We start from the raw sequence: 21,894 nt of genomic DNA on the forward strand, positions 1-21,894 counted from the left end.
AGGAGAACATGAAAGCGAGTATCCTTTTATAACGTCAACAGACAGTGATCAGCATTTGGCATTACTTTGCCATAAGCGCCGAGGTGAGAGAAGTCAGTTAGGCACTTAGCCGTGCGGGAGGAAAGAATGGGTATAGTTGTTGTTGGCCAGTCTGTCATCAATCTCGTGAGGCTTCACATTTCCGCACCACGAAAATACTGCGATACAATGTTCGCTTTAATTCACGGGGGGCATCAAGTAAAATCCCCCGCTCCAATCCTTACTGGTGCTGTCGGTAACAACGCTTCATGAGCCTGTTAGTTCTCGGAATCAATCACAAAACGGCCCCCGTCGAGCTGCGGGAAAAGGTCGCCTTTTCGCCGCAACAACTGGAGCAGGCGTTAGGGCAGCTTTCCGAGCATCCGCAGGTGCGCAGCTGTGTGATTGTCTCAACCTGCAATCGCACCGAAATCTACGCCGAGTTAAATCAGCCTGGTGTCGGGGTCTTGGTTGAATGGCTCACACGCTTTCATCAACTCAGTGGCGAAAGTTTGATGGCAAGCATTTATTATCACGAGGAACAATCTGCGGTGAAGCATCTGATGCGTGTTGCCTGTGGATTAGATTCTTTGGTGTTAGGTGAGCCGCAGATATTAGGTCAAGTTAAACAAGCGTACGCCAGTGCCAGTGATGCCGATATGATTTCCGGCTCGTTGGAAAAATTGTTCCACAAAACCTTTGCGGTGGCAAAACGGGTACGAACCGAGACCGAAATTGGTGGCAACGCGGTATCTGTTGCATTTGCGGCCTGTACGTTGGCCCGCCAGATTTTTGAATCCTTAGCGGACGTCACCACATTGTTGGTTGGCGCGGGAGAAACGATTGAACTGGTTGCGAGACATTTGCATGAGCATCAATGCAGCCAAATTATCTTTGCGAACCGTACGCAATCGCGCGCTCAATGTTTAGCTGAACAGTTTGATGCCAAAGTGATTGGCTTAGACGCGTTACCCGAGCAGCTTTGCCACGCCGATATCGTGATCAGTTCAACGGCGGCGCCCATGCCTTTGATTGAAAAAGCGATGGTTGAAAAAGCCTTGAAACAGCGACGCCACCAACCCATGCTGTTAATCGATATCGCGGTACCACGAGACATAGACGAGAAAGTGGGCAACTTATCGGATGCTTATTTGTACAGTGTGGATGACTTACAATCCATCGTGGAGCACAATCGAGAACAACGAAAGTTGGCCGCGATCCAAGCAGAAGCCATTGTCACCGAAGAAAGCGCCGACTTTATGCGCTGGTTACGTTCACGCGAAGCGGTAGATAGCATCAAGCAATACCGGACACAGTCCGAACACATTAAACAGGCGGAGCTGGCGCAGAGTATTCAAGCCCTTGCCAATGGGGCTGACGCAGAAAGCGTATTACGCCAGCTTAGTAACCGCCTGACCAATAAACTGATCCACCCTCCGACACAAGCGATGCAGCAGGCTGCCCAAAATGGTGAGCCCGATAAACTGGCCGTGATGCGTACGTGCTTGGGGCTGGACAGCGACAACTAACGAAGAGATTTATGAAAGCATCAATATTAGCGAAGCTAGAATCGCTGGCGGAGCGCTACGAGGAAGTACAACACCTGCTCGGAACGCCTGAAATCATTAGTGAGCAGAACAAATTTCGTGCGCTGTCGAAAGAGTACGCGCAGCTGGAAGAAGTGATCAAATGTTTTACGGCGTTTAAGCAAGCCAAAGAAGACCTCGCGGCAGCGCAAGAAATGGCCAACGAAGATGATCCTGACATGCGCGAGATGGCGCAAGAAGAAGTCGCGCAAGCCGAGCAAAGCATTGTTGCGTTGACCGATCAGCTGCAAATCTTATTGTTGCCGAAAGACCCGAACGATGACCGTAACTGCTTTTTGGAAATCCGTGCTGGGGCCGGTGGCGACGAAGCCGGGATTTTTGCGGGTGACTTGTTCCGCATGTATAGCCGTTATGCCGAGCAACGCGGTTGGAAGCTGGAAATGATCAGTGCCAGTGGAGGAGAGCACGGCGGCTTTAAAGAAGTCATTGCACGTGTGGCTGGCGAAGGCGCCTACGGTGTGCTGAAATTTGAATCCGGCGGTCACCGTGTACAACGCGTACCTGCCACCGAGTCGCAAGGTCGCGTCCATACGTCAGCGTGTACCGTGGCGATTTTGCCTGAAGTGCCAGAAACGGAAGCCCCTGAAATTAATCCGGCCGACTTGAAAGTTGACACCTTCCGAGCCTCAGGAGCGGGGGGGCAGCACGTCAACACCACGGACTCTGCGATTCGCATTACTCACTTGCCGACCGGCACTGTGGTGGAATGCCAAGATGAGCGTTCACAACATAAAAACCGCGCCAAAGCCATGTCAGTACTGGCAGCACGTTTGATTAAAGCGGAAGAAGAAAAACGCGCCGCTGAGGAAGCCTCAACCCGTCGTAACCTGCTTGGCTCGGGCGATCGTTCCGATCGGATTCGGACTTATAACTATCCGCAAGGTCGCGTCTCCGATCATCGCATTAACTTAACCTTGTATCGTTTAGACGATGTGATGCAAGGGGATCTCGATAGCTTGGTGGATCCTGTGATTCAAGAGCATCAAGCGGATCAATTAGCGGCCTTGTCTGAGCATCCATAATGACAGTCACGATAGGCGCGTTGCTGGCCGATAGCACCACTGAGCTCACCGCATTATCCGGTGGCTCAGCGGGCATTGATGTCAAAGCCTTGCTCTGCCATGTGTTAGCGCAACCTACCAGCTATCTCTATACCTGGCCCGAGCGCAAACTCACCGCGGCACAACTGGCGCAATTTCGTCAGCTGTTTGCCCGCCGACTGCAAGGAGAGCCGATTGCATACATTCTGGGCTACCGTGACTTTTGGACCCTGAGACTGAATGTGTCGCCAGCGACGTTGATCCCGCGTCCAGAAACCGAACTCTTGGTAGAGCAGGCGTTAGCGCTTCTGCCAGCGACCCCTTGTCGGGTGTTAGACTTAGGCACCGGCACGGGAGCGGTGGCATTAGCCATTGCCAGTGAGCGCCCCGATATCACCGTTGTGGGCGTTGATTTGATGCCAGAAGCAGTGATGTTGGCAAGCCGAAACGCGGATGCGCATCAAATTAACAACGTCCACTTTATTCAAAGTGACTGGTTTAAGGCGTTAAGCGATATGCATCGGTTTGATCTGATTGTCAGTAATCCGCCTTACATCGATGAGACGGATCCGCATCTGCAACAAGGGGATGTTCGTTTTGAGCCCATGAGTGCGCTGGTGGCTGAAGACAGTGGGTTGGCAGATATTCGTTATATTGGTCAATCCGCCCCCGATTACTTAGTCGCCTCTGGCTGGTTGATGGTCGAACACGGCTACAACCAGGGAGAAGCGGTGCGTCGTGTATGGAAAGAAGCGGGTTGGCACAATCTCCAAACCCAACAAGATTACGCTGGGCTCGATAGAATCACCTTGGCACAGCGACGTTAATTGAGACTGACAGGAAGCAGGAATCATTATGATCTACATGGCCCTCAAGCACACCCACTTACTGACCGTGGTATTAAGCCTCTCTTTATTCGTGATCCGTTTCGTATGGGTGATGCGTGATAGCGAGATGATGAACAAAAAATGGGTCAAGGTCACGCCGCACGTGGTCGACACCTTGTTATTGACCACCGGTGTCGCATTGATTTTTGTCACCGGTTTTATACCGTTTACAGAGTCTGGTGCGTGGTTAACCGAAAAGCTGACCTGTGTACTGGCTTACATTGCATTAGGCTTTGTTGCTTTACACTACAGCCGCGGCAAACTGTTCCGGACACTGGCGTTTTTTGGTGCATTAGGGTGGGCCTATGCCGCCGCTAACTTAGCACTGATTAAAGTTCCACACCTAATGGGATAAATATGATGCCATTAACCGATCAACAATTAGATTCGCTAACACTGGCAGAAGGGGCTATCAGCCTCAACCATGCCATTGACGCGTCGATCGACGCTCATCAAGTGAAGGCCTCTCTCGATCGTCTCGCGGATGAAGCGGAGCATCAGCTCGGCGCCGAGCCCGATATGGCGCTGCGTCTTGAGGGATTATGCCGTCTTTTTTATCACCAATGGCAGTTTAAAGGCGATATCGAACAGTACTTTTCTTCCGATAATGTCTTTTTGGATAAAGTCTTAGCGCGTAAAACCGGGATCCCCGCTTCACTGGGGGCAGTGTTTTTATACCTCTGTGAGCGCTTATCTTTACCCGTTCAACCCATCGCTTTTCCTAGTCAATTAGTGTTGAGAATTGATCAACTGGATAACGCTCCTGTGTTTATTAACCCCTTCAATGGCGAACGTGTGAGCCAACGTACTTTACGCGGTTGGTTAAAAGGGAGCCAAGGGCCGCTGGCGGAGCTTGAGGATTCACACTTATTGCCGAGCGACAATCCAACCATTATTGGTCGTTGGCTGACGGTGGCCAAAAGTGCTTTATTACGCGAAGAAAAGTACGCCCTGGCACTGCGTTGTAGTGAGCTTGCGTTGACCTTTAGCCCAGACGATCCTTACGAAATTCGTGATCGTGGCTATATTTTTCAGCAGTTGGATTGCGATCGCGTAGCGGCGACCGACTATGAATATTTTATTGAGCAGTGCCCGGACGATCCGGCCGCTGAGCTGTTAAAAATGCAAGTGAAAGCGCTTAACGAAGAGCAACCGACGTTACATTAATGCGTGTTAACGCATGATAAAGGATACCCCTATGACGCAAAAAACCGTCCATATTGGCGATACACCTGTTGCGAATGATCGCCCGTTCACCTTGTTTGCTGGCATGAATGTGCTGGAGTCACGTGATTTAGCGATGCAAATTTGTGAGCATTACGTCAAAGTGACTGACAAACTTGGCATTCCTTACGTCTTTAAAGCGTCGTTTGATAAGGCGAATCGCTCCTCGGTGCACTCTTACCGTGGCCCAGGGATGGAAGAAGGGTTAAAGATTTTTGAAGAGCTCAAGCGCACCTTTGGCGTCAAAGTGATCACCGATATTCACGAGCAATACCAAGCCGCGCCCGTGGCGGAAGTCGCCGACGTGATTCAGTTACCGGCGTTTTTGGCTCGCCAGACCGATTTGGTCGAAACCATGGCCAAAACTGATGCGGTGATTAACGTGAAAAAGCCTCAATTTATGAGCCCGGGGCAAGTGGGCAACATTGTTGATAAATTTGCTGAGTGCGGCAACGAGAAGGTGATTTTGTGTGAGCGTGGTAGCTGCCATGGTTACGATAACCTGGTCGTTGATATGCTGGGTTTTGATGTGATGAAAAAAGCCTCAAACGGTAGCCCAATTATTTTTGATGTGACCCATGCGCTCCAGTGTCGCGATCCGCAAGGCGCTGCATCCGGCGGCCGTCGTCAGCAAACCGTTGATTTAGCACGTGCAGGTCTAGGCACTAAAATTGCTGGCTTGTTTATCGAAGCGCACCCAGACCCAGATAATGCCCGTTGTGATGGCCCCTCAGCCCTGCCGCTGAATAAACTCGAGCCTTTCCTCGCGCAAATGAAAGCCCTGGATGATGTGATCAAAAGCTTTGAAGATATCGATATTCGCTAATCCGGCCTATCGATACCCATAAAAAAGCTGCCCAACGTTGGCAGCTTTTTTTGTGTCTCTTCGTTTTTTAGATGTTTAGACGTCTATTTGTTGACTGGACGGCTAGAGGGCTGTAATCTTGTTGACAGTTTTATAAGAGGTATAACAAAACTGCGATGACAACATCAGCAAACACCACACCGAAGCCTTCTGCGCTTGCACTGCTTCCCCTGATTTTATTTTTAATCCTTTTTATTGGATCGGGCGTGTATTTTACCTTAGAAGGTGTCGACTACGCCTTTTATCAATTGCCTGCACACGTCGCGATTTTACCCGCGGTGATCTTGGCCATTGGCCTAAGCCGTGAGCGCCTGAATACGGCCATTGAGCAGCTCATTCGTGGCATGGGACATGGTGATATTATTGCCATGTGTTTAATCTACTTGCTGGCTGGCGCGTTTTCTTCGGTGGCGGATGCAACCGGGGGCGTGGAAGCCACGGTCAATCTTGGTTTAGCGCTGATCCCCGAAAGCCTTATTCTGCCGGGCTTGTTTGTGATTGCGGCGTTTATTTCCACCGCAATGGGCACCTCGATGGGCACCATTGCCGCGCTTGCGCCTTTTGCATTGAACATGGCCACTGCAACCGGTCAATCGCCCGCTGTCATGGCAGGTGTATTGCTGAGCGGCGCGATGTTTGGCGATAACTTATCGTTTATCTCTGATACCACAATCGCGGCCACGCGCTCACAAGGCTGTAGCATGCGTGACAAGTTTAAAGAAAACGTTGGCATTGCCATTCCTGCTGCCATCGCTGCGATCATTCTGTTTGTATTTAATAATCAAAGTGCGCCAGTTGAAGCGCCTGAGAGCATTAACTACTTGGCGGTTATCCCTTACCTTTCGATCATCGTATTGGCCCTGGCGGGACTAAATGTGTTTGTTGTCCTGACTTCAGGTATTTTGCTGGCGATGGGCGTGGGTCTGATGAGCACGCCTGACTTTACCTTGATGACGTTTAGCCAAGAGGTCAAAGACGGCTTTGCCAGCATGCAAGAAATCTTCGTACTCTCGTTAATGATTGGTGGTATTGCTGAATTGATGCGTTGCCAAGGTGGATTAAGCTTTTTGACCAACACAGTCAATAAAGTGATTGTCCGCTTTCAGAAAAACCAAGGTCAGCATCATTCTCGTGCGAGCGAGTTTGGCATCGCCTTGTTAGTGTCTTTCGCTAACTTGTGCACGGCCAATAATACCGTGGCCATTGTTGTCTCGGGCCAAGTGGCTAAAAATATAGCAACTGAGCATTCCGTACCGGCTAAGCGAAGTGCAAGCTTGTTGGATATCTTTTCATGTGTCGTGCAGGGCATGATTCCTTATGGCGCACAAATTCTGTTACTCGGTGCAAGCTTTGGGCTATCTCCTTTAGTGATTGTCAGCCATTCTTACTACTGTTTCTTTTTAGCCGCTTCTGCCTTAATTGCTGTTAGTAGTCGTCATTGGTGGCAAGCGCGCCGCGCGTAACCGTCACTTGATAAAACCACGGTGCTGGCTTTGCCTGTCTCATTAGATAAGCAAAGGCTGCACCGTTTTTTAATGGCTTAGAGTCTTGGCTCTAGAAATTTTGCCCCGATCACCAAAGTCAGTAATTTTGGATATCGTATAGTGATCATCGCAACAAAAATATGAAATGGCTCAGCGCTATAGCAACAATTCTTTTAGACTAGATAGCGTTTTCTAACCACCGACAATGATGTCGATGGTGGTTTATCCCTCGCTAAAAAGGTCTATGATCATGAAGGAACGTCTTTGTTTAAAGGCAGCGGTTAGTGCTGCGTTAATTGCATCATTGGCAGGGTGTGCCAACTCAGGCTCTGAGACACCAGAGCAAGGTTGGGCGCCAGATACCACTTATAAACTCACCATTCTTCATACCAACGACAATCACGGTCGTTTCTGGCACAACCGCTATGGCGAATACGGCATGGCCGCGCGCAAAACGCTGATCGATGAGCTGCGTACAGAAGCACAAGCAGAAGGCAGTGAAGTGCTACTGCTCTCAGGCGGTGACATCAATACCGGTGTCCCAGAGTCTGATCTACTCCACGCGGAACCGGATTTTAAAGGGATGACGCGCATCGGTTACGACGCCATGGCAATTGGTAACCACGAGTTTGATAACCCATTGAGCGTGCTCGAGCAGCAAATGCAGTGGACCGATTTTCCAATGCTGTCTGCCAACATTTACGATAAAGAAACGGGCGAGCGTAAATTCCAGGCCTACGAGATGTTTGAGCGCAATGGCTTAAAAATTGCGGTTGTCGGTCTGACCACAGAAGATACCGCGAAAATTGGTAACCCTGAGTACATTGGCTCGCTTGATTTCCGTGATCCGAAAGCAGAAGCGAAAAAAGTGATCGCCAAGCTCAAAGAAACCGAAAAGCCGGATATCATTATTGCGGCAACCCATATGGGCCACTATGCCGATGGCAAAAGCGGTGTAAACGCCCCGGGTGATGTGGCGTTGGCGCGCTATATGGATGATGGCGACCTTGACCTTATCATCGGCGGCCATTCACAAGAGCCGGTTTGTATGGAAGGACCGAACACGTATAACGAGAGTTTCGAGCCCGGTGATGCGTGTACCCCAGACCAGCAAAACGGCGCGTGGATCATGCAAGCCCATGAATGGGGTAAATATGTCGGTAAAGCCGAGTTTGAATTCCAGAATGGCGATTTAAATCTTGTCAGCTACGATCTTATTCCTGTGAACCTGAAAAAGAAAATCAAGGTTGATGGTGAGAGCCAGCGCGTCTTTATTCAAGATGAAATAGCAAAAGACCAAGCTTTGTATGACTTCTTGAAGCCATACCAAGACAAAGGCCAAGAGAAGCTCAACGTTAAGATTGCTGAGAGTAACGGCAAGCTAGAAGGCGATCGTGATGTGGTGCGCTTCCAGCAAACCAACCTAGGCCGCTTAATTGCTAAGTCGCATATGGAACGCGCTAACGCTGACTTTGCGGTGATGAATTCAGGCGGTGTGCGTGACTCTATTATCGCCGGTGATATCACTTACAAAGACGTGCTTAAAGTGCAGCCATTTGGCAACATGGTCACTTACACCGACATGAGCGGTAAAGAAGTGATGGATTACCTCAATGTGGTTGGCACCAAACCTGCAGACTCTGGCGCGTATGTCCAATTTGCCGGCGTTTCAATGGTGGTTGAAAACGGCAGCGTTCACGATGTGAAAATTGGCGGCGAACCGATTGATATGGAAAAAACCTATCGCTTTACCGTGCCAAGCTTTAATGCGGCCGGCGGTGACGGTTATCCAAAACTGACTAACCACCCAGGTAACGTCAACACAGGTTTTGTCGATGCGGAGGTGCTTAAAGACTACCTTGAAGCAAACAGCCCCATCGACGTCAACGATTATGCGCCACAAGGTGAGATTGTTTACAAATAAAACCGGATAAAATGGCGATAAAGATAAAGCGGCACCGATGCAGTGCCGCTTTTTTTATGTAATGATAATGCGGTGTTGGAGTAGTAGAGAAACATTATGACGCCAGCAATAAAATTGGCAGAAAAACAGGGAATTGCCTTCTCGGTTCATCAATATGCGCATGATCCAAATAATCCAAATTTTGGCGATGAAGCGGTTCAAGCGTTGGGGCAGGATCCGGCCCGAGTCTTTAAAACCTTATTGTTTTGTATCAATGGTGACAGTAAACAGCTGGCCGTTGCTATTGTGCCGGTAAAAGGAAGCTTAAACCTTAAAGCCGCCGCAAAAGCCGCGGGCGGGAAAAAAGCAACCATGGCCGACCCTCAGGTGGCACAACGCGCAACCGGATACCTTGTCGGTGGCATTAGTCCGCTCGGACAGAAAAAGCGTCTACCGACGTTTTTAGATGCCTCAGCAAAACAGTTTTCAACCCTGTGCGTTAGCGCGGGCCGTCGCGGTTTAGAAATTGAACTATCCCCGGACGATCTGATGACGTTAACCGCGGGGCAGTATGCCGCGATTGGCGAGTAAAAAAGAGGATAAACAAGCATGACATTGACCATTTGGGCATCGTTAGCCTTAGTTTGTATGCTGGGAGCGATGTCACCAGGGCCCAGCTTGGTGGTGATGGCAAAACATAGCCTCGCTAACAGCCGCCTACATGGCATTGTCGCCTCATGGGCCCATGCGTTTGGTGTTGGCCTGTATGCGTTAATTACCATGTTAGGGTTAGCGGTTATCTTTAAACAATCGCCTATCTTGTTCACGATTATCGCCTACGCAGGGGCGGCGTATCTCGGTTGGTTAGGGATCAAATCACTCCTGAGCAAAGGCGGCGTCGCGGCAAAGCTAGAGGCGGGCAAAACCGCAAGCCTTAGCGAAGCGGCGCGTGATGGCGCGATGATTTCCATGCTAAACCCTAAACTGGCGCTCTTTTTTATTGCCTTATTCAGTCAATTCGTCGCAGTAGGGTCTGACTTATTCAGTCGCAGTGTGATTGTGCTAACCCCGTTATTGATTGACGGGCTTTGGTATACATTGGTGGCATTTTTGCTCTCAAGCCCCACCATTGTTGACAAAATCCGTCATCGTGGCGCTTGGATTGACAAGCTGTCAGGGGTGGTTTTAATCGCGCTGGCAATACGCGTGGTATTTACGCTGCAGTAAAGCAGTAAAGAAAATAAAGCAATAAAGCAAAAAGACTGGCAACTCGCCAGTCTTTTTGTTGTTCAGGCACGGTGACTGAGATGTCGTTCGCGGGTTTCTAACTTTTTCTCTTGGCTCTTTTTGAGCATCACATACAGCGCACCCGAGCCGCCTTGATGCCTCAGAGCAGAATGAAAGCAGAGCACGTCAGAAATTTGTTGCAGCCACTGGCAGACATAGCTTTTCATCATTGCCGGTGGGTTGCTCCTTTCGCCTTTACCGTGAACGATAATCACGGTACGCACGTCCATTCGTTGGCACTGCTTTAGGAAGCGGAGAATTTCATCACGGGCTTTTTCCAACGACATCTTGTGCAGATCAAGCCGAGCATTAATGTCATATTTACCCAAGCGTAGCTTGCGAAAGACCCCGTCTTGCACGCCATCCCGCTTATAAGCCATGACGTCGTCGGGTTTAACCATGGTGGCATAATCCAGTGATAGATACTCAGGATTACTGTGAGCTAACCTCTGTGCTGCGTACTGACGGGCAAGTTGCGCTTCAGTCGGCGAGTGCGGTCCGGCTTGGTCCTCAACCGTGTCCTGTTCGATTGGCGCCACGTCAGACATCATTTCTCGGAATAGCTCAAATTCGTTTTTATCACTCATCACTACAGGGCCATCTACGTCGTGGAGTCATTTGGGACAGTATAAACGAAAATAAAAAAAGAAACCTAGCGCCACACTCTGTGACCAACCGTGTAACACTAGGTTAAGCAAGTTTGCTTAAAGATAGGTAGGCAATAAAACAGGTTATTGAAGTTTAGATGTCATCACTTTGTAGACAAAATAGCCGCCAAAGAAACTGATCAGGGCAAATGTACAGATGATGACAATCATGGATGACAAGCCCACGGCGTTGCCGAAAAGTAGATCAAGCCAAAAGTCCATAGTCTGTACCCTCGTGTCCGTTAATGTAGGGTCAGAATGCCAATAGGAACTGTGTTGAATACTGATCAAGATCAATAGAAATGTCGAACAATTTATCAACACTTGTTAACAACGATGCGATCACAATTTGCTCGCAATTGATGCGACTTTCACCGTTTAACTGAGAGGGGAGAAAAAATACGTGATTAGGGCTTGAGGTTTCGTGATGCTTGAGTATGATAGGCGACCTCAGCACGGGGATGCATTTGATCGCATAGCTCTGTGCTTGACAAGACGAACATCAGTTCGTAAAACTTGTCATATGTCGGTGAATAGCGCAGTTTGGTAGCGCATCTGGTTTGGGACCAGAGGGTCGGGGGTTCGAATCCCTCTTCACCGACCACTATTCAGGTAGTGGAGAGCGTATTTGGTCGGGGGCCGGGAGCCGGTCCAATCGAATCCCTCTTCACCGACCACTATCAAGGTAGTGGAGAGCGCGTTTGGTCGGGGGCCGGGAGCCCGGTCGCATCGAATCCCTCTTCACCGACCACTATTTTAAAACTGAGTAAACTAAGATTACTTGGTTGACGTAAAAAGCATTAACGGTGAATAGCGCAGTTTGGTAGCGCATCTGGTTTGGGACCAGAGGGTCGGGGGTTCGAATCCCTCTTCACCGACCACTATTCAGGTAGTGGAGAGCGCATTTGGTCGGGGGCCGGGAGCCCGGTCGCATCGAATCCCTCTTCACCGACCACTATCCAGGTAGTGGAGAGCGTATTTGGTCGGGGCCGGGAGCCGGTCCCGCGGGGGCCGCCCCATCAAATCCCTCTTCACCGACCAACGTAAAACCCCAGCCTTTTGGCTGGGGTTTTTTCGTTTTCTCGGTCCAGCACTTAAGGCTTAGGGTAGTGCTGGAATGCTTGGGTATTGCCTGCCTTATCAAACGCCATGACCGTATAAGGCTGTTGACGATCGCCGTATTCCATACCTGGTGAGCCAATCGGCATGCCTGCAACGGCCAGTCCTTCTAACCCCGTATTGGTGGCCAAGAGCTTTTTCACCTCTTGGGCAGGAACGTGTCCCTCAATCACATAGCCATTAATACGTGCGGTATGACATGACTGCATATCAGCTGGGACGCCCATGTCTTGCTTGACTGACGCCATGTTGTCATGCGGTTTTACCTCTAGCTCAAAGCCGGCTTGCTCCATATGCTCAACCCAATCGTCGCAGCAGCCACAGCTGGGGGATTTATACACCACACCGCTCGCGGCCATCGCCGAGGCACTCATTAGGCCCACTGTTGCTACAAGTAGTTGTAAACGCTTCATTATCGCTCCTTGTTACTTATCGTCTGATTTTATTTTGAAAAAACGTAATCGGTTTGCATTGGTCACCACCGTGATCGAAGAGAGCGCCATTGCGCCACCCGCGATCACCGGACTGAGCAACATGCCGGTAAAGGGGTAAAGGATGCCGGCAGCGATCGGGATCCCCAAGGTGTTGTAGATAAAGGCACCAAAGAGATTTTGTTTCATGTTGCGTACCGCGGCTTGAGATAGCCCAATGGCGTCTGCCAAGGCGCCAAGGTGTTGGTGCATCAGCGTAATTTGCGCGCTTTCTATCGCAATATCGCTGCCGCTGCCCATCGCCACACCGACATCGGCTTGCGCAAGTGCCGGCGCATCATTGATACCATCACCGACCATGGCAACGCATTTACCTTGCTGTTGGAGAGACTGGATTTGTTCCGATTTTCCATCAGGCAGCACACCGGCAATAACGTGATCAATGCCCAGCTGACGGCCAATGGCATTGGCGGTATCTGGGTGGTCGCCAGAGAGCATGATCACCTCAAGCCCCTGTTGTTGCAGGCGAGCGATAGCGTCTATGGCATCATCACGAATCGGATCACTGACACCAATAAGCGCTTGTACGCTGTCCGCATTGGCAAGGTAAATCGCGGTTTCGCCACGCTGAGTCATGGCGTCGATATCGGTTTGGTGGGCGTCAGTATCTATCCCTTGTGCCTGCATCCACGCTTGGTTGCCGATGTAGTAACGTTCACCGTCGATCTTGGCCTGGATCCCTTTGCCAGATTCACTGTTAAAGTCATTTGATGTCGGCAACGACAGTGTCTGCTGCTTGGCATAGCCAACAATCGCTTGGGCCAATGGGTGCTCGGAGTGTTGCTCCAGTGAGGCAGCAATTGCCATGAGGCGCTCTTGGTCGCCGTGAATAGCATTCACATGCGTGACTTCGGGCTGGCCGCGGGTCAGTGTGCCCGTTTTATCAAACACCAAGGTGTGCAGTTTTGCCGCGGTTTGCAGCGCATCAGCATCACGGATTAAGACCCCGACTTCGGCGGCGCGACCCACCGCAGCGGTAACGGATAGAGGGGTCGCCAAGCCAAGCGCGCAGGGGCAGGCGATGATCAACACCGTGGTCGCGGTGACCAGCATGTAGCTAACCGACGGCTCTGGACCGACAAAATACCAGATAGCCGCGGTAACAATGGCAATGGCGACCACGATAGGCACAAATACCGCTGAAATACGGTCGGCAAGCTTCGCCAGTTCAGGCTTACTACTTTGCGCTTCGCGCACTAAATCAATAATACGTGCCAACATGGTATCGCTGCCCACACCAGTGGCTTTAAAGGTTAAGCCACCTTTTTGGTTCACGGTCCCGGCATGAAGCGTGTCCCCCGCTGTTTTATGAACAGGCACAGGCTCACCGGTCAGCATGGATTCGTCGATATAGCTGCTGCCATCAACCACTTCACCATCAACCGGTACCTTAGCGCCAGGTTTAACCCGCAGTGTCATTCCCTGTTTCACTTCAACAAGCGGACGCTCTGTTTCTTGTCCGTTTTCAATGACTAAGGCTGTAGGTGGCTGTAAATCAAGTAATTGGTCGAGTGCTTTAGACGTATTGGCACGGGCACGTGCTTCAATCGCATGGCCTAAGCTAATCAAACCAATGATCATGGCTGAGGCTTCAAAATACACATGACGGGCTTGCTCTGGGAATAATGCAGGTGCGATGACCACCGCGGTGGAATACAGCCACGCGGCACCGGTACCGAGCGCCACCAACGTATCCATGGTGGCACGTTTGTGCATCAGCGCTTGCCAGGCATTGGCAAAGAAGTGACGGCCACCGGTTGCAAGAAGCAAGAGGGTTACCACCGCAATGGCGCCCCACGCCCACTGATCTTGGCTCGATTGAATGGTCATACTGCCACCGAATACGCCCCAAGCCATCAGTGGCGCCCCCAAGCCTAAGCCCGCGAACGTACTGCGTTTAAAGTTTTTTAGCTCGTTGGCTTGCTGGGTTTGCTGGCGCTCACGCCGATCATTATCGTCTTCGACTTTTTCCGCGCCATAGCCAGCGTTTGCTACTGCCGCAACAATGGCGTCTGACGATGCACTGCCTTTAACAATCGCGCTACGCTCGGCTAGGTTAACGCTCACGTTCGCCACGCCATCCACACCGCTAATCGCATTTTCTACGCTTTGCACGCAGCTTGCGCAGGTCATACCGGATAATACGTATTGCTGACGGCTGGCCTTGCTTGAATCTGCAGGATTATCGACCGAGGATGACTTGGCTTCCGATACTTCCGATGCTTCTGATGCTTCTGATGCTTCTGAGGTTTCTGGATTCGCGTTACGTGCGTCTGTCTGCGCTGGTGATTCGTTGTCAGTGCTCACGTTTGCGTCATTATCAGATGCGCGTGCCGCTTGATAACCCAGCTGGTGGATAATCTCAATCAGTGCATCAGCACTCAAGCTCGTGTGCACCTCGGCATGGGTTTTGCTGACGGCGTGTGTAAACACGGTGGGCTGCTCGTCCAATGCTGCTTCTACTTTAGCGACACAGCGGCCACAGTTTAAGCCACTTAACGTGAAATGATGGCGGTAGCCGACATGATAGCCAAGCGATTCAATTGCTGAGACGGCTTGGCGAAGAGAATATTGTTCGCTTTCGCCCCAGGTCTCAAGCGAGAGTGATTGGGTGTCAACGTCCTCAATGCGAACGCCGTCGATATCCTCGAGCGCTTTCGTCACTTTTTTCACACAGCCTTGGCAGCTTAGGCCACTTAACGGCAGTGTGTAATAGGTGATCTTGGTGTCGGTCGTCGTCATTGCTTCTCCTTGATAGCCTCTCATCGTGAGATGTTGGCGGTTGTCGCAATTTCAGTTAAGCTAAACTGTAAACCTTATAGTTACTGGAAGGTCAAGCGACGAATATGAAAATTCAACAAGTGGCCGAAAAAACCGGCTTAACCAGCAAAACCATCCGTTTTTATGAACAAAAAGGGCTGATCACCCCGCCGCATCGTGCCGATAATGGTTACCGGGATTACGGCGAACAGCATGTCAGTGAGCTACAAATGATTCGCCGTGCACGGCTGGTGGGTTTTACATTAGATGAGAGTGGCGATTTATTGGCGTTATCGCGCGATCCGTCTTTGCGTAGTGCCGATGTCAAAGCGCGAGCAGAGAGTAAACTGGTCGAAATTGATGAAAAAATCGCAGAGTTGGCGGCGATGAAAACCACACTGCATGCCTTGACTCAGGCTTGTCCGGGCGATGGTGACGCGCAGTGTCCGATTATCGAAGCACTGCGCGGTGACAGTGAGTTAGGCGATTTAAAAGCCGATGCCACAAGTTGTTGCGCATCGGGGACCCAATCGCCAGCAGTCAATTAAACGATCAGTAAAGCAGTGAATAGAGCTGGCGGCGATAGCGTGAGGCGATCTCGTTGCCTTGGCCGAGTGCTGCCAAAATATCCATGAAGGTTTTCTTGGCTTCACCGTCGGCGTAATTAAGATCGCGACGCAAAATACCCATCAAGAGTTCAAGCGCATCTTCACTGCGGTTAATGTGATTAAACTGCAAAGCCAGTTCGTACGCGACACCTGCATCCCCTGGATTTTCTTCAAGCGCCGCTTGCAGGCGTCGAATTTCGGGGCCATCTGCGGCTTGATGGTGCAATTCAATTTTTGCGATCAATGACTTATAAGTCGCGTCTTGATCTTGCAGCAAAATGGTCTCAAGAATGGCTTGTGCGGCATCAAACTGGTGGGTTTCTACCAAGCATTCTGCAAGGGCAAGCTTGTATTCCGCTTTATCGCCAAGGCTGGACTCCAGCGGCTTAATGATCACAAGCGCATCGGTATAATTGCCCTCTGCCATTAACTGGCGCGCCTGATCAAAGGCTTGGCTCTCTTGACTAGGTAGGTGCTTATCAAGCATTTCGCGCACTGTGTCGTAGTTTTGTGGGCCAGCTAAACCGTCCACTGGCTGACCATCTTTGAACAATGCCAGCGTTGGAAGCGCACGGACACCGAATTGGGCGGCAATCATTTGTTGCGCTTCACAATCAATGGTTGCAAGGGTAAAGGTGCCATGACTGTCGTGAGCAATTTGTTCGACGGTGGGTTTTAGCTCCACGCTTTCGGGCATCATATTAGCCCAAAAGTAAATCAGCACAGGCGTGCGTGACGATGATTCGAGAATTTGCTGAAAATTATGCTCGGTTAATTCGACGATATAGTTTGCGTTCATCATGAATCCTGACGATATGGATTTTCACTAAGGGTGGGGGCAAACGCGCAGAAATTCAAGCAACTGGCCCTGTAATTGCGTGTTTAAGCTCGCGGGAATGTGCAAAGCCAACAAGGGGGCGAGAAACGAAAAAGCCACCTTTTGGTGGCCTATTTCGTCGGTCTGCAAACAAGCGACGTTTTAACAATAACACGTGCGGGTTAGAACAAGAGCACCACGCACAATGCGACGCTCAAGCAGAGCCAGTTTAACTGATGTAAGGTCATCCGCCGGCTCCTGTTGTTGTGTTTGTCTTTATAATACTACCTGTTAACAAGAAGGCCCCGTTGCCCAGAGCCTTTGTCGTCATTACAAATTAGATTAGCCCACCTCTATGACAAAAGTATGACAAATGAGGCAGTCAGCACATTTTTTACCGCGACGGCTTATTGTTGCATTAACTGCCTTTGAGCAAGACCCGATCCAGCCAACGGCTAGGGAGCAGTCGCTTGAGAATCGCCATCCATACGGTGGGTTGAGTGACGCGATAACGCACCTTGGGGCGAGGCGAGAACAAGGCATGCGTCAGTGGCGCAACCAGTGCGTCGGCGGGTAGGGTATATTTGTTGCCGCCTTCGTCTGCAGCAAGACGGTCGATTTGGCTTTGATAGGCTTGCTGGTGGCGACTTTTATTCGGGTCGACCCAGTGTTTAAAGGCGCTGAGCGCATTGGCACGAAACGCCGTTTCAATCGGGCCAGGCTCAATCAAGCTCACCTTAATCGGCGTATCGCTCAGCTCTAAACGCAGGGTATCGGTCCAGCCTTCAAGCGCAAATTTACTCGAATTGTAGGCTCCACGGTATTTGAGCGCGACAATGCCAAGCACCGAGCTGTTTTGCACAATCCGTCCCCCGCTATGACTGAGCAGCATCGGTAATAAGGCTTGGGTTAAATGGTGCCAGCCAAACACATTGGTCTCAAACTGAGCGCGCAGCGCGTCGGTGGGCAAATCTTCCAGCGCACCAGGTTGGCCGTAAGCGCCATTATTAAAGAGGCCAAACAAGACCCCACCGGTCATTTCATCAATCGTGGCCACCGCGCGATCAATGCTGTTGCTGTCCGAGACGTCTAACTGAATGCAGATTAATCCTTGTTGCTGCAACCGTGTGACATCCTCCGCTTGTCGGCAGCTTGCGATCACCGTGTGGCCCTGAGCATGCAAGGCGTTGGCACAGGCAAAACCGATCCCTGTTGAACAACCGGTGATAAGGATCGCGTTTTTTAAAGGGGTGGTGGCTGTCATCGTTATCCCTATTGGTTGATTATTGTTGATTAACTGTCAGGCTGTGACAGATACGGTACCAGTTGCTCTGCCATAAACTCGGCAATCCACGTTTGGGCCGCCGGCATCGGATGAATGCCATCATCACGCATCCATTCAGGCTTTTGGATCACAGACTCCATAAAAAAGGGCAGTAAGGGGGTTTGTGTTTGCTCTGCCAGTGTAGGATAAATATCAGCAAACCCTTGCGCATAGCGCTGGCCGTAATTGGGCGGGATCTGGATTTGTACTAACAGCGGCTTGGCATCGCCCGTATGTGCCTGAGTGATCAATTGCTTAAGGTTGTCTCGTATACGGTTGAACGGCCAACCCCGCAGGCCATCATTGCCGCCGAGCTCGATCAGCACCCACTCAGGTTGGTGGCGCTCAAGCAGTTGCGGCAAACGTTGTAGGCCATTGCCTGTGGTGTCACCCGATATACTGGCATTGATCACCTTAACATCTAGGTCGCGATCTTGCAGCGCGCGCGGTAGCTTGGCAGGCCAGGCTTGTTCAGCTGCCATTTGGTAGCCAGCGCTTAGGCTATCACCGAGGACGAGGAGCGTTTGTGCACTGGCACTGCTCACCCACAAAAAACACAACAAAGTAAGGATGCGTAACATGGCCTCTCCTGTTATTCGAGCCGAAAAAATTGCAAAACATGTCGTGACACGCGAACAGCCGCTTACCATTTTGCAGGATGTCTCGCTACAAATCGAGGCGGGTGAGTCGATTGCGCTAATGGGCGTGTCGGGCGCGGGAAAATCGACCCTTATGACCTTGCTTGCCGGGTTAGATACGCCCAGTGAAGGTGAAGTCGATCTGCTCGGGCACAAGCTTTCCACCTTGGACGAAGATGCCCGTGCCGCCCTGCGCGCGGAATCGGTAGGGTTTGTGTTCCAAAGCTTTCTTTTAGTGCCATCACTGAATGCATTAGAAAATGTGATGCTACCACTGACCATTCGTGGCGAAAACGAAGACGAAACCCGCGCCAAGCAACTGCTGGCCTCGGTAGGATTGCAAGGACGAGAAACACACTTACCTTCACAGCTCTCTGGCGGCGAACAACAGCGTGTTGCCCTCGCGCGCGCCTTTATTATCCGCCCGCACGTGTTATTTGCCGATGAGCCAACCGGTAACCTCGACCAAAAAACCGCCGCAACCATTATTGATTTACTGTTTGAGCTGAATGAAAAGCATGGCACTACCTTGGTGTTGGTCACTCACGATCCGGCGCTGGCCAAACGCTGTCAGCGTACCTTGATGATGGACAGCGGCAAACTACAGGAGCACGTCAATGGCGAGTAATAATGGACTGCTTAACCGCTGGGCGTGGCGAGAGCTTTTGCATGGACAGATATGGCCGGTGGCGGTGGCGCTGGCGCTGATTATCACCTGCGTGTTCGCGCTTTCCGCATTGGCCGATCGGATTGAAAACGTCCTCACCCAACAAGGACGCAACCTGATTGCTGCTGATACCGTGCTAAGCACGCGCCAGCCTATAAACACCGAGCAAATTGAGACCTTTAAACAAGCGGGCACCACGGTATCAGCACAAACCCGCTTTGGCACCATGGCGTTCAGCGAAAAAAACATGCAGCTGGTGAGCGTGAAAGCGGTGGATAGCCTCTATCCGTTGCGTGGCGATCTGGTGTTGGAGCAAAACGGCCAAGCCCTAACGGGAGATCGACGCATTCAGCCCGGTGAGCTATGGCTGTCTGAGCGGGTGTTTAGTTTGCTCGATGTTAAGCCGGGCGATAAGGTCTCGATTGGCAATCTTGATCTGAGCGTCAGTGGCACCTTGGCCGCCGAGCCAGAGCTGTCGTTTAATCCTTTTAGCCAAATGCCTGCGGTGATGATGCACCGTGATGATGTGCCTGCCGCCGGCGTGGTACGCGAAGGGAGCCGGGTACGTTATCGCTACTTCTTAACCGGTGATGAGCCAGGTTTAAGTGCCGCAAGGGACAGCTATACGCTGCAAGACGGCGAGCGCTGGGTGGATGAAAACACCTCTGATCGTACTGGCGATATGCTCGATCGCAGCCGCCAGTATTTATCTCTTACCGTCGTTTTAGTGATTGTGATGGCCGCGGCCACCTTAACGCTCACGTGTCAGCACTATGCCAAAAGTCGCGCCGATTTGGTGGCGATGCTAAAAAGTCTGGGCGCCAGTCAGCAGTGGGTGCGGCGCTGGTTAGCGCGTCAGCTGACCTTATTGTTTGTGTTAGCGACCGTGGTGGGCTTAGGCGCCGGCTACCTGTTGGAAGTGCTCCTGCGTTTACCACTAACCGATGTATTGCCCTCACCGCTGCCCAGTTACGGCTGGGTGCCATGGGTGCTCGCGCCAGGGGTTGCCTTGCTGGTGGCATTACCTGCACTGGGCGTGCCATTGCTGAAATTACTGGATGCGCCCGCGTTGGCAGCCGTGCAATCGCAGGCTGGCAGCGGGCGGCATCGTCGTGGTACCGCCGCTATCCTGATAGCGATTCCGGTTGGCGCGCTTGCGCTGTGGGCGTTTGATAACACCCTATTATGGAGTGTGTTAGCAGCGATGGCAGCGATGATCGTGCTGCTCGCATTGGCTGGCTTAGGCCTGCTCAAGCTGGTGAAATCGCGCGTACGCGCACCGTCGGTAAAACTGGCTCTTAGCCGAATTACCCGCAACAAACTGGCTAGCAGCGTGCAGCTAGGGGCTTTGGCGATCTCCTTTATGCTGTTGGCGATCATCTGGCTGCTGCGTACCGATTTGCTCGCCGATTGGGGACGGATGCTGCCGCCCGATGCGCCCAATGTGTTTGCCATGAACATTGCACCAAGTGCACAACAAGACTACGTGGGGGAGCTCGACCAAGCCAGCTTGATGCGATCCGATGCGTATCCGATCGTGCGCGGCCGGTTAGTGGGCAAAAATGGCGAGCGCTACCAGGTTTCCACCGATGAAGCCGAGCGCGATGAAGCCGATGAAGCGCTGCGCCGAGAGCTTAACTTTACCTGGCGTGAAACCTTGCCTTCGCATAATGAGGTGCTTGCGGGCGACTGGCCAACCGAAAATGGCGTCTCGGTGGAAGCGGATATTGCCGCGCGTTTAGGGATTGAGATTGGCGACAGCCTCACCTTTAGCGTCACCGGCCAAGACTTTACCGCCACGGTCAACTCGATTCGTGAAGTCGAATGGCGCAACATGCGGCCCAATTTCTACTTTATTTTCGACCGTGACACTCTCGCCGACAAACCGGCCAACTGGTTGGTGAGCTTCCGGCTTGATGAATCACAAACGTCATTGCTCAATCGGTTGGCACGGGAATACCCAACCGTCACGCTGCTCGATTTACGCACCATGAGCAGTCGTATTCAATCGATTTTGCGTCAAATTGGCTTGTCGCTCTCGGTGTTGGCAGGGCTAGCGGTGATCAGCGGCTTGTTACTGCTGCTGACCTTGCTGCGTATCAGCCTGAGCGAACGCCAGCAGGAAATTAACCTCTACCGTACCTTGGGGGCCAGCCGCACCCGTATTCAACGCACTCTGTGGAGTGAGTATGGGGTGATGGCCTTGGTGTCGGGGTTAATGGCGGTGCTTGGCGCTGAAGCGGCGATGGCAGGGCTGCTCAAATGGGGCTTTGAAATGGAAGTGCGTTTGCATCCCGAGCTTTGGGCGGTGCTACCGGTGTTAGCAGTGGGGTTGGTGTTTGTCACCGTCGCCTCAATGCTGGGTAAACTGATTGACCCGCAACGGCGTTAACACGGTGCGGGTGTAAAGCATCCTCGTTTTACACATAACAAAGCGGGTATCAAGAAAATTGATACCCGCTTTTTTGTATCAAACGTCCAGCAAAATCTGGCCAGCAACACGCTTGT

20 protein-coding genes and 2 tRNA genes are annotated in these 21,894 nt (G+C 51.4%); 15 read left to right on the plus strand and 7 right to left on the minus strand.

Annotated features, from left to right (window positions below):
* Positions 1-287: 287 nt before the first annotated feature.
* From hemA to BZJ21_RS02480, 10 genes are all read left to right on the plus strand, one after another.
* Complete coding sequence (gene hemA / locus BZJ21_RS02435; protein ID WP_077460061.1) at positions 288-1,547, plus strand: glutamyl-tRNA reductase; 1,260 nt, start codon at positions 288-290, stop codon at positions 1,545-1,547.
* A gap of 11 nt (positions 1,548-1,558) precedes the next feature.
* The gene (gene prfA / locus BZJ21_RS02440; RefSeq protein ID WP_077575927.1) at positions 1,559-2,647 is read left to right on the plus strand and encodes a peptide chain release factor 1; all 1,089 of its coding nucleotides are present in this window, start codon (positions 1,559-1,561) and stop codon (positions 2,645-2,647) included.
* Positions 2,647-3,492, plus strand: coding sequence for a peptide chain release factor N(5)-glutamine methyltransferase (gene prmC / locus BZJ21_RS02445; RefSeq protein WP_077669039.1), 846 nt, complete (start codon positions 2,647-2,649; stop codon positions 3,490-3,492). The genes prfA and prmC overlap by 1 nt, the downstream gene beginning before the upstream one ends.
* Positions 3,493-3,523: 31 nt before the next feature.
* Positions 3,524-3,907 carry a SirB2 family protein gene (locus BZJ21_RS02450; RefSeq protein WP_025673295.1) on the plus strand — a complete coding sequence of 128 codons (384 nt, stop codon included), beginning with the start codon at positions 3,524-3,526 and terminating at the stop codon, positions 3,905-3,907.
* Positions 3,908-3,909: 2 nt separating this feature from the next.
* Complete coding sequence (locus tag BZJ21_RS02455; RefSeq protein ID WP_025744492.1) at positions 3,910-4,719, plus strand: SirB1 family protein; 810 nt, start codon at positions 3,910-3,912, stop codon at positions 4,717-4,719.
* A gap of 31 nt (positions 4,720-4,750) precedes the next feature.
* On the plus strand, positions 4,751-5,602 hold the full coding sequence (gene kdsA, locus BZJ21_RS02460; RefSeq protein ID WP_077647147.1) for a 3-deoxy-8-phosphooctulonate synthase: 852 nt from the start codon (positions 4,751-4,753) through the stop codon (positions 5,600-5,602).
* Between the two features lie 155 nt (positions 5,603-5,757).
* A complete protein-coding gene (locus BZJ21_RS02465; protein WP_077660759.1) occupies positions 5,758-7,104 on the plus strand; it encodes a Na+/H+ antiporter NhaC family protein in 1,347 nt (448 codons plus the stop codon).
* A 271-nt stretch (positions 7,105-7,375) separates the two neighbouring features.
* Positions 7,376-9,049 (plus strand): bifunctional UDP-sugar hydrolase/5'-nucleotidase UshA, encoded by a 1,674-nt coding sequence (ushA, locus tag BZJ21_RS02470; RefSeq protein ID WP_077660760.1) that lies wholly within the window; start codon positions 7,376-7,378, stop codon positions 9,047-9,049.
* 96 nt (positions 9,050-9,145) lie between these two features.
* On the plus strand, positions 9,146-9,619 hold the full coding sequence (ybaK, locus tag BZJ21_RS02475) for a Cys-tRNA(Pro) deacylase (RefSeq protein WP_025744494.1): 474 nt from the start codon (positions 9,146-9,148) through the stop codon (positions 9,617-9,619).
* An 18-nt stretch (positions 9,620-9,637) separates the two neighbouring features.
* Positions 9,638-10,255: a LysE family translocator gene (locus BZJ21_RS02480; protein WP_077460070.1), complete on the plus strand. Its 618-nt coding sequence runs from the start codon at positions 9,638-9,640 to the stop codon at positions 10,253-10,255.
* Between the two features lie 62 nt (positions 10,256-10,317).
* Here BZJ21_RS02480 and smrA read toward each other — a convergent pair whose 3' ends face one another.
* Together smrA and BZJ21_RS02490 are read right to left on the minus strand one after the other, a co-directional pair.
* Complete coding sequence (smrA, locus tag BZJ21_RS02485) at positions 10,318-10,902, minus strand: DNA endonuclease SmrA (protein ID WP_077669040.1); 585 nt, start codon at positions 10,900-10,902, stop codon at positions 10,318-10,320.
* A 144-nt stretch (positions 10,903-11,046) separates the two neighbouring features.
* Positions 11,047-11,184, minus strand: a complete 138-nt coding sequence (locus tag BZJ21_RS02490; protein WP_077669041.1) for a DUF3149 domain-containing protein — start codon at positions 11,182-11,184, stop codon at positions 11,047-11,049.
* Positions 11,185-11,489: 305 nt separating this feature from the next.
* On the opposite strand from BZJ21_RS02490, the gene BZJ21_RS02495 reads away from it, so the two are divergent.
* Positions 11,490-11,566, plus strand: a tRNA-Pro gene (locus BZJ21_RS02495).
* A 200-nt stretch (positions 11,567-11,766) separates the two neighbouring features.
* Positions 11,767-11,843, plus strand: a tRNA-Pro gene (locus tag BZJ21_RS02500).
* Between the two features lie 213 nt (positions 11,844-12,056).
* On the opposite strand, the gene BZJ21_RS02505 is transcribed toward BZJ21_RS02500, so the two are convergent.
* Together BZJ21_RS02505 and BZJ21_RS02510 are read right to left on the minus strand one after the other, a co-directional pair.
* Positions 12,057-12,494: a DUF411 domain-containing protein gene (locus BZJ21_RS02505; RefSeq protein ID WP_077460072.1), complete on the minus strand. Its 438-nt coding sequence runs from the start codon at positions 12,492-12,494 to the stop codon at positions 12,057-12,059.
* Between the two features lie 12 nt (positions 12,495-12,506).
* Positions 12,507-15,314, minus strand: coding sequence for a cation transporter (locus BZJ21_RS02510; RefSeq protein ID WP_174566331.1), 2,808 nt, complete (start codon positions 15,312-15,314; stop codon positions 12,507-12,509).
* A 104-nt stretch (positions 15,315-15,418) separates the two neighbouring features.
* On the opposite strand from BZJ21_RS02510, the gene cueR reads away from it, so the two are divergent.
* A complete protein-coding gene (gene cueR / locus BZJ21_RS02515; protein WP_077575919.1) occupies positions 15,419-15,880 on the plus strand; it encodes a Cu(I)-responsive transcriptional regulator in 462 nt (153 codons plus the stop codon).
* A 4-nt stretch (positions 15,881-15,884) separates the two neighbouring features.
* Here the strand turns inward: cueR and BZJ21_RS02520 are convergent, their stop codons facing one another.
* The 3 genes from BZJ21_RS02520 to tesA all read right to left on the minus strand — a co-directional run bounded on the left by BZJ21_RS02520 (position 15,885) and on the right by tesA (position 18,662).
* A complete protein-coding gene (locus tag BZJ21_RS02520; RefSeq protein WP_077460075.1) occupies positions 15,885-16,739 on the minus strand; it encodes a co-chaperone YbbN in 855 nt (284 codons plus the stop codon).
* Between the two features lie 436 nt (positions 16,740-17,175).
* Positions 17,176-18,021, minus strand: coding sequence for an SDR family oxidoreductase (locus BZJ21_RS02525; RefSeq protein WP_077669043.1), 846 nt, complete (start codon positions 18,019-18,021; stop codon positions 17,176-17,178).
* Between the two features lie 29 nt (positions 18,022-18,050).
* Entirely contained in the window at positions 18,051-18,662 is a 612-nt protein-coding gene (tesA, locus tag BZJ21_RS02530) for a multifunctional acyl-CoA thioesterase I/protease I/lysophospholipase L1 (RefSeq protein ID WP_077660764.1), read from the minus strand.
* On the opposite strand from tesA, the gene BZJ21_RS02535 reads away from it, so the two are divergent.
* Together BZJ21_RS02535 and BZJ21_RS02540 are read left to right on the plus strand one after the other, a co-directional pair.
* The gene (locus BZJ21_RS02535; RefSeq protein WP_077660765.1) at positions 18,661-19,347 is read left to right on the plus strand and encodes an ABC transporter ATP-binding protein; all 687 of its coding nucleotides are present in this window, start codon (positions 18,661-18,663) and stop codon (positions 19,345-19,347) included. The two genes, tesA and BZJ21_RS02535, sit on opposite strands and share 2 nt — an antisense overlap.
* Positions 19,337-21,778: an ABC transporter permease gene (locus BZJ21_RS02540; RefSeq protein WP_077669044.1), complete on the plus strand. Its 2,442-nt coding sequence runs from the start codon at positions 19,337-19,339 to the stop codon at positions 21,776-21,778. The genes BZJ21_RS02535 and BZJ21_RS02540 overlap by 11 nt, the downstream gene beginning before the upstream one ends.
* The last annotated feature ends 116 nt before the right edge of the window (positions 21,779-21,894 follow it).

The organism is Salinivibrio costicola subsp. alcaliphilus (assembly GCF_001996185.1).
Classification (GTDB): domain Bacteria; phylum Pseudomonadota; class Gammaproteobacteria; order Enterobacterales; family Vibrionaceae; genus Salinivibrio; species Salinivibrio costicola.

Bases quoted from the DNA above. Each gene is read 5' to 3' on its own strand.
- hemA (WP_077460061.1), top strand. From the start codon at position 288: ATGAGCCTGTTAGTTCTCGGAATCAATCACAAAACGGCCCCCGTCGAG.
- prfA (WP_077575927.1), top strand. From the start codon at position 1,559: ATGAAAGCATCAATATTAGCGAAGCTAGAATCGCTGGCGGAGCGCTAC.
- prmC (WP_077669039.1), top strand. From the start codon at position 2,647: ATGACAGTCACGATAGGCGCGTTGCTGGCCGATAGCACCACTGAGCTC.
- BZJ21_RS02455 (WP_025744492.1), top strand. From the start codon at position 3,910: ATGATGCCATTAACCGATCAACAATTAGATTCGCTAACACTGGCAGAA.
- kdsA (WP_077647147.1), top strand. From the start codon at position 4,751: ATGACGCAAAAAACCGTCCATATTGGCGATACACCTGTTGCGAATGAT.
- BZJ21_RS02465 (WP_077660759.1), top strand. From the start codon at position 5,758: ATGACAACATCAGCAAACACCACACCGAAGCCTTCTGCGCTTGCACTG.
- ushA (WP_077660760.1), top strand. From the start codon at position 7,376: ATGAAGGAACGTCTTTGTTTAAAGGCAGCGGTTAGTGCTGCGTTAATT.
- ybaK (WP_025744494.1), top strand. From the start codon at position 9,146: ATGACGCCAGCAATAAAATTGGCAGAAAAACAGGGAATTGCCTTCTCG.
- BZJ21_RS02480 (WP_077460070.1), top strand. From the start codon at position 9,638: ATGACATTGACCATTTGGGCATCGTTAGCCTTAGTTTGTATGCTGGGA.
- smrA (WP_077669040.1), bottom strand. From the start codon at position 10,902: ATGAGTGATAAAAACGAATTTGAGCTATTCCGAGAAATGATGTCTGAC.
- BZJ21_RS02490 (WP_077669041.1), bottom strand. From the start codon at position 11,184: ATGGACTTTTGGCTTGATCTACTTTTCGGCAACGCCGTGGGCTTGTCA.
- BZJ21_RS02505 (WP_077460072.1), bottom strand. From the start codon at position 12,494: ATGAAGCGTTTACAACTACTTGTAGCAACAGTGGGCCTAATGAGTGCC.
- BZJ21_RS02510 (WP_174566331.1), bottom strand. From the start codon at position 15,314: ATGACGACGACCGACACCAAGATCACCTATTACACACTGCCGTTAAGT.
- cueR (WP_077575919.1), top strand. From the start codon at position 15,419: ATGAAAATTCAACAAGTGGCCGAAAAAACCGGCTTAACCAGCAAAACC.
- BZJ21_RS02520 (WP_077460075.1), bottom strand. From the start codon at position 16,739: ATGAACGCAAACTATATCGTCGAATTAACCGAGCATAATTTTCAGCAA.
- BZJ21_RS02525 (WP_077669043.1), bottom strand. From the start codon at position 18,021: ATGACAGCCACCACCCCTTTAAAAAACGCGATCCTTATCACCGGTTGT.
- BZJ21_RS02535 (WP_077660765.1), top strand. From the start codon at position 18,661: ATGGCCTCTCCTGTTATTCGAGCCGAAAAAATTGCAAAACATGTCGTG.
- tesA (WP_077660764.1), bottom strand. From the start codon at position 18,662: ATGTTACGCATCCTTACTTTGTTGTGTTTTTTGTGGGTGAGCAGTGCC.
- BZJ21_RS02540 (WP_077669044.1), top strand. From the start codon at position 19,337: ATGGCGAGTAATAATGGACTGCTTAACCGCTGGGCGTGGCGAGAGCTT.